This window comes from Arthrobacter sp. 01T414 (assembly GCF_056398965.1).
On the sequence record NZ_JBFTQK010000001.1, the window covers coordinates 606,226 to 620,788 of the forward strand.

16 protein-coding genes are annotated in these 14,563 nt (G+C 69.8%); 10 read left to right on the forward strand and 6 right to left on the reverse strand.

The features are described from left to right. Nucleotides 1–47 precede the first annotated feature (47 nt). The 5 genes from AC1DK9_RS02825 (at nucleotide 48) to AC1DK9_RS02845 (ending at nucleotide 5,011) form a co-directional block, all read left to right on the forward strand. Entirely contained in the window at nucleotides 48–1,754 is a 1,707-nt protein-coding gene (locus AC1DK9_RS02825; protein WP_476914949.1) for a glycoside hydrolase family 13 protein, read from the forward strand. Then, complete coding sequence (locus AC1DK9_RS02830; RefSeq protein ID WP_476914950.1) at nucleotides 1,751–2,707, forward strand: aldo/keto reductase; 957 nt, start codon at nucleotides 1,751–1,753, stop codon at nucleotides 2,705–2,707. Before AC1DK9_RS02825 ends, AC1DK9_RS02830 begins: the two co-directional genes overlap by 4 nt. Nucleotides 2,708–2,884: 177 nt before the next feature. Further along, on the forward strand, nucleotides 2,885–3,748 hold the full coding sequence (locus tag AC1DK9_RS02835; protein ID WP_476862413.1) for an HpcH/HpaI aldolase/citrate lyase family protein: 864 nt from the start codon (nucleotides 2,885–2,887) through the stop codon (nucleotides 3,746–3,748). A 26-nt stretch (nucleotides 3,749–3,774) separates the two neighbouring features. Continuing rightward, nucleotides 3,775–4,716: a DUF2797 domain-containing protein gene (locus AC1DK9_RS02840; protein WP_476862412.1), complete on the forward strand. Its 942-nt coding sequence runs from the start codon at nucleotides 3,775–3,777 to the stop codon at nucleotides 4,714–4,716. 70 nt (nucleotides 4,717–4,786) lie between these two features. Next, nucleotides 4,787–5,011 (forward strand): DUF3188 domain-containing protein, encoded by a 225-nt coding sequence (locus AC1DK9_RS02845; protein ID WP_476862411.1) that lies wholly within the window; start codon nucleotides 4,787–4,789, stop codon nucleotides 5,009–5,011. On the opposite strand, the gene AC1DK9_RS02850 is transcribed toward AC1DK9_RS02845, so the two are convergent. Together AC1DK9_RS02850 and AC1DK9_RS02855 are read right to left on the reverse strand one after the other, a co-directional pair. Then, nucleotides 5,001–6,689 (reverse strand): SulP family inorganic anion transporter, encoded by a 1,689-nt coding sequence (locus AC1DK9_RS02850; RefSeq protein ID WP_476862410.1) that lies wholly within the window; start codon nucleotides 6,687–6,689, stop codon nucleotides 5,001–5,003. The genes AC1DK9_RS02845 and AC1DK9_RS02850 overlap by 11 nt on opposite strands. Then, nucleotides 6,686–7,063: an ArsR/SmtB family transcription factor gene (locus AC1DK9_RS02855; RefSeq protein ID WP_476862409.1), complete on the reverse strand. Its 378-nt coding sequence runs from the start codon at nucleotides 7,061–7,063 to the stop codon at nucleotides 6,686–6,688. The genes AC1DK9_RS02850 and AC1DK9_RS02855 overlap by 4 nt, the downstream gene beginning before the upstream one ends. A gap of 147 nt (nucleotides 7,064–7,210) precedes the next feature. Here AC1DK9_RS02855 and AC1DK9_RS02860 point away from each other — a divergent pair, with 147 nt between their 5' ends. The 4 genes from AC1DK9_RS02860 to AC1DK9_RS02875 are packed head-to-tail and all read left to right on the forward strand — an operon-like array spanning nucleotide 7,211 to nucleotide 10,535. Continuing rightward, the gene (locus AC1DK9_RS02860; RefSeq protein ID WP_476862408.1) at nucleotides 7,211–7,681 is read left to right on the forward strand and encodes an FAS1-like dehydratase domain-containing protein; all 471 of its coding nucleotides are present in this window, start codon (nucleotides 7,211–7,213) and stop codon (nucleotides 7,679–7,681) included. A 3-nt stretch (nucleotides 7,682–7,684) separates the two neighbouring features. Then, entirely contained in the window at nucleotides 7,685–8,122 is a 438-nt protein-coding gene (locus AC1DK9_RS02865) for a MaoC family dehydratase (RefSeq protein ID WP_476862407.1), read from the forward strand. Between the two features lie 15 nt (nucleotides 8,123–8,137). Next, nucleotides 8,138–9,415, forward strand: coding sequence for an MFS transporter (locus tag AC1DK9_RS02870; RefSeq protein ID WP_476862406.1), 1,278 nt, complete (start codon nucleotides 8,138–8,140; stop codon nucleotides 9,413–9,415). A gap of 52 nt (nucleotides 9,416–9,467) precedes the next feature. Next, a complete protein-coding gene (locus tag AC1DK9_RS02875) occupies nucleotides 9,468–10,535 on the forward strand; it encodes a UDP-N-acetylmuramate dehydrogenase (RefSeq protein WP_476862405.1) in 1,068 nt (355 codons plus the stop codon). Nucleotides 10,536–10,556: 21 nt separating this feature from the next. Here AC1DK9_RS02875 and AC1DK9_RS02880 read toward each other — a convergent pair whose 3' ends face one another. Continuing rightward, entirely contained in the window at nucleotides 10,557–11,042 is a 486-nt protein-coding gene (locus AC1DK9_RS02880; protein WP_476862404.1) for a hypothetical protein, read from the reverse strand. Between the two features lie 99 nt (nucleotides 11,043–11,141). On the opposite strand from AC1DK9_RS02880, the gene AC1DK9_RS02885 reads away from it, so the two are divergent. Continuing rightward, nucleotides 11,142–12,248 (forward strand): winged helix DNA-binding domain-containing protein, encoded by a 1,107-nt coding sequence (locus AC1DK9_RS02885; RefSeq protein ID WP_476862403.1) that lies wholly within the window; start codon nucleotides 11,142–11,144, stop codon nucleotides 12,246–12,248. A 12-nt stretch (nucleotides 12,249–12,260) separates the two neighbouring features. Here the strand turns inward: AC1DK9_RS02885 and asd are convergent, their stop codons facing one another. The 3 genes from asd to AC1DK9_RS02900 all read right to left on the reverse strand — a co-directional run bounded on the left by asd (nucleotide 12,261) and on the right by AC1DK9_RS02900 (nucleotide 14,544). Beyond that, on the reverse strand, nucleotides 12,261–13,403 hold the full coding sequence (gene asd / locus AC1DK9_RS02890; RefSeq protein ID WP_476862402.1) for an aspartate-semialdehyde dehydrogenase: 1,143 nt from the start codon (nucleotides 13,401–13,403) through the stop codon (nucleotides 12,261–12,263). Between the two features lie 77 nt (nucleotides 13,404–13,480). Further along, nucleotides 13,481–13,897, reverse strand: coding sequence for a hypothetical protein (locus tag AC1DK9_RS02895; RefSeq protein ID WP_476862401.1), 417 nt, complete (start codon nucleotides 13,895–13,897; stop codon nucleotides 13,481–13,483). Next, complete coding sequence (locus tag AC1DK9_RS02900; RefSeq protein WP_476862400.1) at nucleotides 13,894–14,544, reverse strand: hypothetical protein; 651 nt, start codon at nucleotides 14,542–14,544, stop codon at nucleotides 13,894–13,896. The genes AC1DK9_RS02895 and AC1DK9_RS02900 overlap by 4 nt, the downstream gene beginning before the upstream one ends. Nucleotides 14,545–14,563 lie beyond the last annotated feature (19 nt).

Below are 14,563 nucleotides of genomic sequence, written 5' to 3' on the forward strand. Positions count from 1 at the left end.
AGATACCGCTTTCGTCAGACATCGCACCCCAGCCCGAAGGACTTAACTTGTCGAACACCGCCACGCTGGCAACCCTGTCCGGTTCCGACCTCGCCGCCGACCCCAACTGGTGGCGCCAGGCGTCCGTGTACCAGATCTACCCGCGCAGCTTCGCCGACTCCAACGGTGACGGCCTGGGCGACATCAAGGGCATCACCGCCAAGGTCCCGTACCTGAAGGCACTCGGGATCGACGCCGTCTGGCTCTCCCCGTTCTATCCCTCCGCCCTCGCTGACGGCGGCTACGACGTCGACGATTACCGCGACGTCGACCCGAAGCTCGGCACCCTGACCGACTTCGATGAGATGTCCGCCGCGCTGCACGCCGCCGGCATCAAGCTGATCGCGGACATCGTCCCGAACCACTCCTCCAACCGGCACGAATGGTTTAAGGAAGCCCTCGCGTCCCCCCGCGGCTCGGCCGCCCGCGAGCGCTACATCTTCCGTGACGGCAAGGGCGAAAACGGCGAGATCCCGCCGTCGGACTGGGAGTCCGTGTTCGGCGGCCCGGCCTGGGAGCGCATCACCGAACCCGACGGCACCCCCGGCCAGTGGTACATGCACATCTTCGCCAAGGAACAGCCGGACCTGAACTGGTCCAACCGCGAGATCCGCGACGACTTCCTCAAGACGCTGCGCTTCTGGTCCGACCGCGGTGTGGACGGCTTCCGCGTCGACGTAGCGCACGCCCTCACCAAGGACCTGACCGAACCCCTGCTGTCCAAGGTCGAACTGAGCGAGGCCAACAGCGGCACCGACGGCTTCGACGACGGCTCGCACCCGTTCTGGGACCGCGACGAGGTGCACGAGATCTACGTCGAGTGGCGCGAGGTCTTCAACGAATACAACCCGCCGCGCACCGCCGTCGCCGAGGCCTGGGTGCACGCGTCGCGCCGCGCCCGCTATGCCAGCCCCGAGGGACTGGGCCAGGCCTTCAACTTTGACCTGCTGCAGGCCGACTTCGACGCCGACGAGTTCCGCGAGATCATCACCCGCAACCTCGCCGAGGCCACCGAGTCCGGCGCGTCGTCCACCTGGGTGTTCTCCAACCACGACGTCGTCCGGCACGCCACCCGCTACGGCCTGCCCAAGGGCGGCGGCAAGCATGCCAAGGGCCAGGACGGCAAGGGCTGGCTGCTGGCCGGCGCCCCGGCAGAGGAGCTGGACGTCGAACTCGGGCTGCGCCGCGCCCGTGCCGCGACCCTGCTGATGCTGGCGCTGCCCGGCTCCGCCTACCTGTACCAGGGCGAGGAGCTGGGCCTGCAGGAGGTCGCCGAGATTCCGGACGCGGACCGCCAGGACCCCACCTTCTTCCGCAACAAGGGCGTCGAGATCGGCCGCGACGGCTGCCGGGTGCCGCTGCCCTGGGCCCCGGAGGGATCCTCCTTCGGCTTCGGCGACGGCGGCGCCCACCTGCCGCAGCCGGAGTGGTTCAGCCGCTACGCCGTGGCCGCCCAGGACGGAATCGAAGGCTCCACGCTGGAGTTCTACCGCAAGGCACTGAAGTTGCGCCGCGAACTGCAGACCTCCGAGGAACTGGAATGGCTGGACGCCGGCCACGCCAGCGTCCTGCACTTCCGCCGCCACGGCGGCTGGCAGTCCGTGACCAACTTCGGGGACGACGCCGTCGAGCTCCCGGCCGGCGAGGTGCTGGTCAGCAGCGGCCCGCTGGACGGGCAGCTGCTCCCGGGCAACACCACCGTTTGGCTTCGGTGAGCGCCGCGCCTACCCAGGAACTGATCTACGGCTGCATGGGCCTGGGTGGCAGCTGGTCGGCGGAGCCGTACTCGTCCGCGCACGTGTACGAGGCGGCTGCCGCCGTCGACGCCGCCCTGGACGCCGGCATCACCCWGTTCGACCACGCCGACATTTACCGCAGCGGCAAGGCCGAGGCGGTGTTCGGCGAGGTCCTGGCGCAGACCCCGGGGCTGCGCGAGCGGATCCGGCTGCAGACCAAGTGCGGCATCCGGCTCGGCGAGCAGGGGCTGGAGGCGTTCTACGACCTGAGCCGGGACGGCATCCTGGAGCGCGTCAACGAGAGCCTGGCCCGGCTGCGGACCGACTACGTCGATGTGCTGATGCTGCACCGGCCGGACCCGCTGCTGGATCCGGCCGAGGTGGCATCCGCCGTTTCGCAGCTCATGGCCGAGGGCAAGGTCCGGGCGGTGGGTGTGTCCAACATGTCCGCGCCGCAGATCGAGCTGCTGCAGGACCGGCTTGAGGTGCCGGTGGTCGCCAACCAGCTGGAGATGAGCCTGTCCGCGCGGGCCTGGCTGGAGAGCACAGTGCTGGTCAACCATGCCGAGGGCACTGATTACAGCTTCCCGCACGGCACCGTGGAGCACTGCGTCCGGCACGGCATCACCCTGCAGGCCTACGGCGCCCTGTCCCGCGGGCTCTACACGGGGGCGCCCGCCGAGAATCCAAGTGCGGCGGAGGCGGCCACCGCCGAACTCGTGGCCGAGATGGCCGCCGCGAAGGGTGTCACGGCCGAAGCCGTGCTGCTGGGCTGGCTGATGAAGCACCCAGCCGGAATTGCCCCCGTGATAGGCACCGCCAAGCCGGACCGGATCCGGGCCGGCGCCGGCGCGGGCGAGGTGGCCGCGGCCATGACGCGGGCCGAGTGGTACCGGCTCTGGATCACGGCCCGGGGCAGCAACATCCCCTAGCCGCGCACCCGCCCACAGACCCACCCCCAACTGGCTCGCAGTTGTTGTCGTTCTCAGCCCTCAAAACGACAACAACTGCGAGCCAGTTGGGGTGCGGGGGTGATTTTGGTCGTATTGGTCGCCCTTAACGGGGGTATTACTTGGCGGCGGGTGGCCCCGGGCGGCTAGCGTAGAGGCATGACCTCTACCACCACCGCCGGGATTGTCCGGCCCCAGCGCAACGTCCCGGCCGAAATCGCCCGCTCCTGGCTGCTGGTCAACGCCATGAAGCCGGAACTCTTTGGACAGTCCGCGGAGTCCCGCGCGGATGCCATCATCCTGGACATCGAAGACGCGGTGGATCCCTCCCAGAAGGACGCCGCCCGCGAGCACGTCGTGGACTGGCTGACCGCCGGCGGCAGCGCCTGGGTCCGGATCAACGACGCCACGAGCCCCTTCTGGGCCGATGACCTCGCCGGCCTGCGCGGCACCCCGGGCCTGCTGGGCGTCATGCTCGCCAAGACCGAATCCGCGGACCAGGTCACCGAGAGCTTCCACCGCATGGACGGCAAAACCCCGGTGATTCCGCTGGTCGAATCCGCCGTCGGCATCGAGGAAGCCAACCACATCGCCAAGGCCCAGGGCGCGTTCCGGCTGGCCTTCGGCTCCGGTGACTTCCGCCGCGACACCGGCATGGCCGCCACCCCGGAAGCCATGGCCTACCCGCGCGCCAAGCTCGTGGTCGCCAGCCGCGTCGGCAACCTGCCCGGCCCGATCGACGGCCCCACGGTCGGCACCAACCACCCGATCCTGCGCGAGCAGACCGGCATCACGGTGATGATGGGCATGACCGGCAAACTCTGCCTCGCGATCGACCAGACCCACGTGATCAACGAGGTCATCAGCCCCACGCCGTCCGACGTCGCCTGGGCCACCGACTTCATGGCCGACTTTGAAGCCAACGGCCGCGTGATCCGGGACGGCTCCGACCTGCCGCGCCTGGGCCGCGCCGAAAAGATCATGAAGCTCGCGGTAGCCTTTGGGGTGCAGCCGGCCCTGTAGCCGGCCCCCGACGCCGAGGAGACCCCGTGACCGATACCCGTTATCTGGTCCACGGGGTCTTTTGGGATGGCCACGCTGCCGCACCTGGACGGCCGGGCGCCGGCTCCGCGGCCCTGCGCCTGCAGGACCACTCGGGCGCCTTCACCGAGGTGGCGCTCGACGCCGGGACGCGGCTAGGGTTCCGGCTCGCGGCCGCGGGCAAGCACTGCCTGGGCCACCACAGGGTGCACGGCCCGGCGGACCGGGACCACATCCTCTGTCCGAGCGGGGCCGAAGCAGCCAGAGGCAGCCAGTGCGGGCCGTGCTTCGCCGTGGACGATTCCCGGCTGATCCATGACTTCCACCGCGGCGGGGGAGTCCCGCCCGGGCTGCGCGCCTACCTGATGCAGCCGCACTGGCTCTACATCGCCACCTTCGCCAACGGCGCCAGCAAGGTGGGCACCGCCTCGAACCTGCGGAAGTGGCACCGGCTTGCGGAGCAGGGCGCCGTCGTCGCCCGCTATGTCGCCCGCGCCGATGACGGGCGGGTGGTGAGAATCCTGGAGGACCTGGTCACGCGCGACGCCGGGCTGCCGCAGCAGGTCCGCGCGGCCGCGAAGGCGGCGGGACTCACAGACCCGCCGCCCGGCGCCGGCCTCGACTCCCGGAATGCCGGGATCGCGGCCGGAGTCCGTCAACTCCTGCGCGGCACCGGGCTGGAGGGCTTTGAGGTCGTCGATGAACGGTGGCTGCGCCCCGGCCTGGCTGACGCGGCCTGCGCCCCGGCCGCCCGGCACGCCTACCCGCACAGCCTGGCAAGCGGCGCGCACGGCTTCCGGGTCGACTCGCTGAGCGGCAGCATCGCGTTGGCGGCGCTGGACGGCAGCGCGTTGGAATTCGTGGTGGACCTGGGGCAGCTGAAGGCGCGGATGATCGAAGCCGGCGATTACGGGTCCGGCGTTCCTGCGGTGCAGGAAGCACTGTTCTGAGGGGCTGCCGCCGGGTGAGCCGGTAGGCCGCGGACGCGGAGGGTGCGGCGGTCACCGGTAGACTGGCACGGTGCTGAACGAATTCTGGGCCACCGCGTCAACCACCTACAAGGTGCTCGTTTTCAGCGCCATGGGCCTGATTGCCGCGGGCATCATCCTCAACCTGGTCGGCAACAACTCGGGCAACCAGGGCCTTGCCTTGGCCTCGCTGGCCGTCATCGGGCTCGGGCTCATCCTGCACATCGCCGGAATCGTGGTCCGCGGCCAGACCATCCGGAAAAACCTCAAGCGTTAGCGGCGGCGTTCCGCGCCACGTGGCTGCGGGCGTGCTCCACGGCGTCCGGCAGGGTATCGAACAGGTGCTTGTGGTGCCGCAGTGACCGGATCACGCCGACATTGGTCACCAGATCCAGGTGCTGCGGCTGGACGCCCTTAAGCAGCACCGTGACCCCGCGCAGCTCCAGCGCCGAGATCACGTCGACCAGGGTGTGCGCCCCGGTCGCGTCGAGCATCCGGACCTGCGAGAGCCGAATGATCGCGACCTGGATGTCCTTGACCTGGCTGATCTCCTGCAGGACCCGCTCCGCTGCCCCGAAAAACATGGCACCGTCCAGCCGGAGGACGGCGATGTGCCCGTCGCCGGGAGCCGCAGGGCCCGGGATGTCTTCGCGCTGCACGCCACTGAGCGAGGCGAACTTGCGCAGCGTGAATACGGCGGCCGCGACCAGTCCGATCTCGATCGCCACGATCAGGTCGAACGCCACGGTGATCAGCGCTGTCAGGACAAAGACGAAGGCGTCGGCGCGGGTGGAGCGCAGCACCGCCGCCACGGTCTGCCGCGAAACCATGCGGGTGGCCGTGACCATCAGGATTCCGGCCAGGGCCGCCAGCGGTATCCGTCCCACCAGGCCGGCCGCGAGGTAAATGATGGCCAGCAGCACCAGGGCATGGACCACCGCCGCCAGCCGGGTCTTCGCTCCGGAGCGGACGTTGACGGCGGTCCGGGCGATGGCCCCGGTGGCGGGCATGCCGCCGAAGAACCCTGCCGCCACCGACGCCAGGCCCTGGCCGGTAAGTTCGCGGTCCGGGCTGTAGGTGCCGGTGGGCCGGCCGTCGGGGCCGACCATGCCGGCCGCGACCCGGGCCGAGAGCAGGGATTCGATGGCCGCGAGCATGGCGATGGACAGGGCGGGCATGAACAAACCGCCCAGGGACGCCGGGTCCAGTGCGGGCAGCGAGGGTGCGGCCAGGGAGTGCGGCAGGGCGCCGATCCGCGGTATGGGCAGGTCAAGCAGTTCGGCGGCCACGGTGGCCAGCAGCACCGCGGCCAGGCTGGCCGGGATGGCTTTGTTCAGCCGGGGCAACAGCAACATGACCGCGGCGACGCCGGCCACGATGGCCAGGGTCTGCAGCACAGCGGGCGCCGTGGCTTTGGCGGCGCTCTCGACGGCGGCCAGCACGGTGTTGTGGCCCGGCACGCCCGTTGTGCCGGTGGCCATGGGCACCTGCTGGAGGAAAATGATGGCGGCGATGCCGAGGGTGAAGCCCTCCACAACCGGCCACGGGATAAACGCGACGGCCCGGCCCAGGCCGCTGATGCCGAGGACGATGACCAGGAGTCCCGCCAGCACGGAGACCAGGGCGATGCTGCCGGCGCCGTGCGCGGCGACCACGGGGGCCAGGACCACCACCATGGCGCCGGTGGGCCCGGACACCTGGACGTGTGAGCCGCCCATGACGGCAGCCACCAGCCCTGCGACCACCGCGGTGATGAGCCCGGCCTCCGCGCCGACGCCGGAACTCACGCCGAAGGCGAGGGCCAGCGGGAGGGCAACGATGCCCACAGTGATGCCGGAGAGCAGGTCCGTCCGCCACGAGCCGCGCAGCCCGTCGTAGTCGCGGCGGGAGGGCAGGAACCGGGTGAGGGATCCCCGGGCGCCTCGTGCCGCCCCGGTAGCCGTCGCGGCGGTCATGACGCGGAACCCTGGAGCGGCGCGGCCGGCAGCTCCTGCGCCAGCCGGAGCTGTTCGCCGGAATCCGCCAGGCTGTCCAGCAGGAAGATCCGGGCGATGGCGAGCAGTTCGGCAATTTTCGGGTGGGCCAGCCGGTACGTCACGGCGTTGGCCGTCCGGACCGAGGTCACCACCCGGTGCCGGCGGAGCGTGGCCAGGTGCTGGGACAGGTGCGAGGCCTCCAGCCCGGTCTCGGCCAGCAGGTAGCTGACCGGCGCCGAGGTGTCCGGGGCCGCCGCCAGCAGTTCCAGCACCCGGATCCGTGCCGGGTGGGCCAAGGCCTTGAACAGGTTGGCCTTGATTTCGTACAAGGGGGTCTGTGCTGCGGAAATCACGGCGGTCCTGCGCTCTCCTGGCTGGCGGCCCGGCGGCAACGGGCTGCGGATTTATGAATTGATGTTTCCATCATATCGCTTGGATGCAAGACCCCGGTGCGGCGTCACGGGGAAAGCCGCGCGGAGGCAGGGCGCTAGGCTGGAACCATGACTATCAATCCGGATCTGCAGGGCCGCAGTTACCCTGCCGCAGAGGTGTACGACGTCGGCCGCGAGAAGATCCGCGAGTTCGCGCGCGCGGTCAAGGCCACCCACCCCGCGCACTTCGACGTCGACGCCGCCAAGGCGCTGGGCTACGGCGACCTGGTGGCCCCGCCCACGTTCGCGATCATCGTCGCGCAGCGCGCCGACGCGCAGCTGATCGAAGACCCCGACTCCGGCATCGACTTCTCCCGTGTCGTCCACGCCGACCAGCGCTTCGTCCACCACCGGCCGATCGTCGCCGGAGACCGCCTGGTCGCCGAACTGCACGTCGACGGCGTCCGCGCGATGGGGGGAGGCGCCATGATCACCACCCGCTCCGAGATCTTCGCCCTCGCCGGCTACGATTCCGACGGCGGCCGCGAAGCCGTCGCCACCACCACCTCATCCATCCTGGTCCGCGGAGAGGGACAGTAAGCCATGCGCCCCACACTTTCAGAACTCACCGTCGGCCAGGATCTCGGCAGCCGGAGCATCGAGGTCACCCGCACCGACCTCGTCAAATACGCCGGCGCCTCCGGCGACTTCAACCCGATCCACTGGAACGAAGCCTTCGCCACGGCCGTCGGCCTGCCTGGTGTGATCGCCCACGGCATGTTCACGATGGGCGCCGCCGTCCAGCTGGTCACCGACTGGGCCGGTGACCCCGCCGCCGTCGTGGACTTCCAGACCCGCTTCAGCAAGCCGGTCCCGGTCGCGGATACCACCGGGACGCCGGATGCCGGTGCGGTAATCGAAGTCAGCGGCGCCATCGGGGCGCTCGACGCCGATGCCGGCACCGCCCGCGTGGACCTCACCGTCGTCGCCGGCGGCCAAAAGGTGCTCATGAAGGCCCAGGCCGTCGTCAGGCTGGCCTGACCGGATGACTCAGCCGTGAAGGTGCGTACCGCCCAGCCCGCCGAGGTCACGCGGTGGCGCAACGCCGTCGTGGCAGCCTACGCCTTCAGCGGCATAGCCTTCGCCAGCTGGGTGTCCCGGCTGCCGGCCATCCGTGACGGCCTTGACCTCACGCCCGGTAACGTCGGCCTGCTGTTGCTCTGCATGACGCTGGGATCCTTTGTCTCGGTGTCCGCGTCCGGGCTGATCGTGCTGCGGTTCGGCTCCAAACAGACCATCCGGATCGGCAGCATCATGGTGGGTGCCGGCCTCATCCTTGCCGGCTTCGGAACGTCCGTCCTGGTCAACCCGCTGGCGGTCGCGGCGGGACTCGTGGTGGTCGGCCTCGGCACGGCCAGCTGGAACACCGCCTCCAACGTGGAAGGCGCAGCAGTCGAGCGCGCGGTGCGGCGGCACATCATGCCGCGACTGCACGGCGCATTCAGCCTGGGCACCGTGGCCGGCGCCGGCGTGGGGGCCTGGGCCGCCGGCGCAGGCGTTCCGGTCTTCTGGCACCTGGCCGCCGTCGGCCTGCTCGTCGCCGGCTCCGTGGCCACGGCCGCCAACTGGTTCCGTGCCGACATCACCCCGCTCGAGGCGCAGAAGGAGTTCACCCCCTCCGGCCCGGACACCTTCGAGGACCCCTCCACCGGACCGCTGCCCGTCATCAGCCAGGCGACCAAGGGCCCCGAGGAACCGCTGGACAACAAACGGCAGATCGCGCAGGCCTGGCGGGACCGCCGGACCCTGCTGCTCGGTGTCCTGGTGCTGGGGCTCGCCCTGGCCGAGGGCGCGGCGGGGGACTGGGTGGCCTTGGCGCTCGCGGACGGGCACGGCCAGTCCGACGCCGCCGGAGCGGCCGGTTACGGTCTCTTCGTCACGTTTATGACCGTGGGACGTTTTGCCGGCACCGTGGTGCTGGACCGTTACGGCCGGGTCCCGGTGATGCGCTGGTGCGCGGCGCTGGCCGTGGCCGGCCTGGGTCTGTTCGTCTTCGCTCCGGTGCCGTGGCTGGCCTTCGTGGCGCTTGCCATCTGGGGACTTGGCGCCTCGCTGGGCTTCCCGGTGGGCATGTCCGCCGCCGCGGACGACCCGGTCAAGGCCGCGGCTCGCGTGTCCGTGGTCTCCACCATCGGCTACGGTGCCTTCCTTTGTGGTCCGCCCCTGCTCGGCCTGCTGGCGGAGCACGTCGGCATCCTGCACTCGCTGCTGGCCGTTATGGTGATGCTCGTGGCCAGCTTCCTGCTCTCCCCGGTGGCCCGCAAAGCCGGCTAGGTCAGGCCCGGCGCCTTTCCGGGCGGGGTCCGGACCGGGCTAGGCTGGTGGGGTGACCCAGACTCTGCTTTCAGCCCTGACCACCGCCGGCGTCGGCGGCCCCGCCGCCAAGTATGTCGAAGCCCGCACCGAAGCGGAGATTATCGACGCCGTGCGCACTGCCGACGCCGACGGCGGACCCCTCCTGATCATCGGCGGGGGTTCTAACCTGCTGGTCGGTGACGACGGCTTCCCCGGAACGGTGGTGAAGATCGCCTCCGAGGGATTCACCGTCAACGCCGAAGATTCCTGCGGCGGAGTCGCCGTCGTGGTCCAGGCAGGCCACAACTGGGACGCCCTCGTAGAGCACGCCGTGAAGCATGCCTGGTCGGGCATAGAAGCCTTGTCCGGGATTCCCGGCGCCACCGGCGGGACCCCRGTGCAAAACGTCGGAGCGTACGGCTCCGACGTGTCGCAGACCATTGCCGCGGTGCGCACCTGGGACCGGGAACGCAACGCCGTCCAGACGTTCACCAATTCGGAGCTCAAGTTCGGCTACCGGGACTCCGTGCTGAAACAGACCACCACCAACGGGTCCCCGCGGTACGTGGTGCTTACGGTGGAATTCCAGCTGCCRCTGGGCCGGATGAGCGCCCCGATCCGCTACGCCGAACTGGCCCGGGCCCTCGGCGTCGAGCCGGGCCAGCGGGCCTATTCCAACGATGTCCGGCGCGAGGTGCTCCGGCTCCGGGCCTCCAAGGGCATGGTGCTGGATCCGTCGGACCGGGACACATACTCCACCGGCTCGTTCTTCACCAACCCGATCGTGCCCGCCGAGGTGGCGGCCGCGCTGCCCGAGGACGCCCCCCGCTACCCGGGCAGCGCCGAGGGGCTGACCAAGCTCTCCGCAGCCTGGCTGATCGACCATGCCGGCTACGGAAAGGGCTTCGGGCTCGAGCCGGACAGCGTCTCCGGCGGCCGCGCATCGCTGTCGACCAAGCACACCCTGGCCATCACGAACCGCGGCGGCGCCAGTGCGGCGGACCTGCTGGCCATAGCCCGCGAGGTGCGCCGCGGCGTCCTCGAGCGCTTTGGCATCGAACTGCACCCCGAGCCACTGCTGATCGGCATCGAGTTGTAAGGCACAGCAGCAGGCGGGCGCCTAGTTCCTGCCGCGGCGAGGGACCACCTTGCTGAAGAGCATGAAGGTGAAGCCGGACGCCGCGGCGCCCAGCAGGAAGACCTGGCAGAACGCCACGGACTGGGCGCTGGGCCCGCTCCGCAGCAGAAGCCCGGCGCAGGCGAACGCCACCGCTCCGGCCAGCAACGCCAGCGAACCGAGCAGGAAGCTGTGAACCGTGGCGGGGAACTCGGCCCCCGGGTCGGGCTCGGGTTCCCGGCGCTCGGCGTTCTGCAATGCCGAGGGCCGTGGCTGGATCATCGCAGCCGTGACAAAGCTGAGTACGGCTACTCCCATGGACGCGGCGGACACCGTCTGGAACGTTGTCATCATGGGGGAGAGGCGGGTGCCGCTGGCGATGGCGACGGCCAGTCCGGCAGCCATGCCGGCCGCGCTGGAGGCCCAGCCCAGCAGGGCCAGCCTCCTGCACAGGGGCCGCAGCAGCGGCCACACGTCACCCAAAGTCATGCATCCACTTTAATAAGGCCGGCTGGGCGCAGGCTGGGAGGGTGCGGGGCGGCAGCCGGATTCCGCCGGAGCGTCTGACCCCGGCCCTAGGATGAGGTCATGGCAGCACAGGTGCGCACACGATTGAGCCGGGCGGTGATGGGCCGGCTCCGTCTGGCCTCGCAGGGGCTCACCGGGCCTGGCTTCGAGTCCGTTCCCGGGTCGGTCCGGGCCATGACCGCCCTGCAGGCACAGGACCTCCAGGCTTCGCTCTGGGCGGTAGGGCAGCGCGTTCCGGGCTCCCGTGTGACCGACGTCCGTGCCGCGCTGGACCGCGGCGAAATCGTCCGCTCCTGGCCGATGCGCGGCACACTGCACCTCTTGGCGCCCGAGGACCTGAAATGGGTCCTGAACATCACCTCCGGCCGCCTCATCAAGAGCCTCGCCGGGCGGCACCGGGAGCTGGGCATCTCGCCCGCGGATGTGGACGCCGCCGCCGGCGCAGCGCTGCAGCGGGTCGGCGGCGGGGGCGCCGCCAGCCGGGCGGAGCTGTTCCAGGCCTTCGAGGAAGCCGGCCAGTCCACCGCGGGCCAGCGCGGCATCCACTTGCTCGCCCTGCTGTGCCAGCGGGCCCAGCTGGTCCAGGGCCCGCTGGCCGGCAACCAGCAGCTGGTGGTGGCCTTCGACGACTGGATCACGGACTCAAGGACCCTGGATCGGGCGGAGGGGATCGCCGAGTGGCTGCTGCGCTACCTGTGCAGCCACGGTCCCGCCACGGAGCGGGACTTCGCTTGGTGGTCCGGGATTTCGCTGACGGAAACCCGGGCGGCGCTGGCCGAGGTGCGGGCCCAGCTGGTGGAGCTGGAATTTGAGGAAAGAACCTACTGGTTGTCGCCGCAGACGGCGGCCCTGCTCGACGGCGTCGTGCCGGGCCAGCGCTCCGTGCTGGCGCTGCCGGGATTCGACGAGTTCATCCTGGGCTATACCGACCGGTCCATCGCCCTGCCGTCGCACCACGCGGACAAGATCGTGCCCGGCGGCAACGGGGTGTTCAAGAAGACCATCGTGGCCGGCGGCGAAGTGGTCGGCACCTGGGCGGGGCCCGGCAACGGCCGCGGCGCCGCCGTCGTGCCCGAGCCCTTCGACGCGGTTAACGGGCTGCGGCCCGCGGCCCGAAAATCCTTCGAGCTGCAGGCCGCAAAGTACCGGCGGTTCCTTGGGCGCTGAGGCTAAGGACGGCTAGAGCGTGCCGGTGGCGATGTTGAGCATGCGCCGCAACGGCTCCGCAGCGCCCCAGAGGAGCTGGTCTCCTACGGTGAACGCGCTGATGTACTCCGGGCCCATTTCGAGCTTGCGGATGCGGCCCACCGGGATGTCCAGGGTGCCGGACGCCGCCACCGGGGTGAGGTCGGCCATCGATGCTTCCTTGGTGTTGGGCACCACGGTGGCCCATTCGTTGTCCGCTTCGAGGAGCTTTTCGATCTCGGCGACGGAGAGGTCCTCGCGGAGCTTGAGCGTCAGCGCCTGGGAGTGCGAGCGCATGGCGCCGATCCGGACGCACAGTCCGTCCATGATGACCCGGTCCGCGTCGGAGGTGCCCAGGATCTTGTTGGTCTCCACCCCGGCCTTCCACTCTTCCTTGGACTGGCCGTTGCCGAGGTCGGCGTCGATCCACGGGATCAGCGAGCCGGCCAGCGGCACCCCGAACTGGGTGGCGTCGATGTCGGTGCGCTGGTGCGCCAGGACCTTGCGGTCGATTTCCAGGATCGCCGACGCCGGGTCGTCCAGTTCGCTGCTGACCTCGGCGTTGAGCGTGCCGAACTGGCTCAGCAGTTCGCGCATGTGCCTGGCGCCGCCGCCGGAGGCTGCCTGGTAGGTCATGGAGGTGCCCCACTCGACGAGGCCGTTCTTGAACAGCCCGCCCAGGCCCATCAGCATGCAGGAGACGGTGCAGTTGCCGCCGATGTAGTCCTTCACGCCGCCGGAGAGGCCGGCGTCGATGACGTCGCGGTTGATCGGGTCCAGCACGATGATGGAATCATCGTTCATGCGGAGGGTGGAAGCGGCGTCGATCCAGAGGCCGTCCCAGCCGCGGCTGCGCAGTTCGCCGTGCACCTTCTTGGTGTAGTCCCCGCCCTGGGCGGTCACAATGATGGGCAGCTTGGCCAGCGTCTCGACGTCGAATGCGTCCTCGAGCTTGCCGGCAGCGCCCGCCGCCGCACCTGCGATGGCCGGAGCGGCGCCTCCGGCGTTCGAGGTGGAGAAGAAGACCGGGTTGATGTTGGCGAAGTCGCCCTCGTCCTGCATGCGCTGCATCAGGACGGAGCCGACCATGCCACGCCAACCGACCAGTCCGACGGACGGGGTAGCTGCTGTAGTCATTGGGCCAGTTTAGACTTTGCGGCCGTCCGGCCGCAGTCGGTTACGTCACGCCGGCGAACGGTGCCCGGGCGTGCCAACTACTGCGAGACGTGCCCGGCTCCAGGCTCGGGCGCCTGCCGCTGCGCCCGCAGCCTTTTGGCCCGGTACTCGTCCCTTGCCATGCCGAAGGTATACCAGGCTCCGAAACCGCCGAACGCCGTCAGGAACAGCGCTCCCCAGAAAGGCTGCTCACCGCGGCCCGCGGGGGCCAGCAGGATCACCAAGGAAAGGATGACCAATAGCCCCATTACGGCAGTGAGGATTCCCATGCCCCACCAGGACCGGACCTGCACCTGGCCGCGGCCGGGAGAGAATCCGATTTCGTCCGCCGGATAGCTGTGCAGTTCGCCGTTGTCGGTCTTTCGCAGCACGCGCTTCTCGCCCCGCGCGAGCGCCTCCTTGTGCTCGGCATACACCTCGTCGTTGCGGCGTTCACGCTCGCGATCGAAGCTCACAGTTCGTCTTGTCGGATGGCGCGGATCTGGTCGAGAAGGGCAGCGTCGTCCAGGCCGGTGGTCTCGGTGATGTCCGGCTGCTGCGCGGTGGACGTGCCGATGGTCCATGACCCGTCACTGCCCTTTTTCACGTACAGGGTCCGCCCCGTGGGCTCCTCCCTGCGGCGGAGGGTGGCTCCGCCCTGCGGGTGGGTTTGCAGGTGCTGCTTGACGACCATCAAGTTGGCCTCGGCGGCGGTGACATCAGGCCGCTGCGCCATGGCCCACCAGGTGAAGTAGGCGCGCGGCTGGAACAGCAGATGGAGGTCATCGCTTTCCATGAAGATGACGCTGTCGCCACCCTCCGCCGTGAGCAGGGAAATCTCCATGCGGCGGCTTGCGGAACTCAGGACCGCGGCCACGGCGGCGGTGGGTCCGGCTACCGAGAGCAGGCCGTCGCTTTCGGCTTTGGCCAGCCCGCGTGCGACCAGGGAGGACGCGCCCGCGCTCACCATGTCCGTATCGCCCAGGTAGTTGCCCACCCTCAGCGCTTCGGCGCTAAGGGTCGCCGCTTCACCGCCCCTGAGGCTGGCGAGGGTAGTTATCTCGGCAAACCCGAAGCCGAGGGCATCCGGTATGGCGGTGCGCTCCGTTGCAGTTTCAGTCATCGTCGATACCTTTCGTTGT

What these genes read in the sequence shown, in the direction of transcription:
- AC1DK9_RS02835 (WP_476862413.1), top strand. Translation starts at nt 2,885, where the DNA reads ATGACCTCTACCACCACCGCCGGGATTGTCCGGCCCCAGCGCAACGTC.
- AC1DK9_RS02850 (WP_476862410.1), bottom strand. Translation starts at nt 6,689, where the DNA reads ATGACCGCCGCGACGGCTACCGGGGCGGCACGAGGCGCCCGGGGATCC.
- AC1DK9_RS02860 (WP_476862408.1), top strand. Translation starts at nt 7,211, where the DNA reads ATGACTATCAATCCGGATCTGCAGGGCCGCAGTTACCCTGCCGCAGAG.
- AC1DK9_RS02865 (WP_476862407.1), top strand. Translation starts at nt 7,685, where the DNA reads ATGCGCCCCACACTTTCAGAACTCACCGTCGGCCAGGATCTCGGCAGC.
- AC1DK9_RS02880 (WP_476862404.1), bottom strand. Translation starts at nt 11,042, where the DNA reads ATGACTTTGGGTGACGTGTGGCCGCTGCTGCGGCCCCTGTGCAGGAGG.
- AC1DK9_RS02885 (WP_476862403.1), top strand. Translation starts at nt 11,142, where the DNA reads ATGGCAGCACAGGTGCGCACACGATTGAGCCGGGCGGTGATGGGCCGG.
- asd (WP_476862402.1), bottom strand. Translation starts at nt 13,403, where the DNA reads ATGACTACAGCAGCTACCCCGTCCGTCGGACTGGTCGGTTGGCGTGGC.
- AC1DK9_RS02900 (WP_476862400.1), bottom strand. Translation starts at nt 14,544, where the DNA reads ATGACTGAAACTGCAACGGAGCGCACCGCCATACCGGATGCCCTCGGC.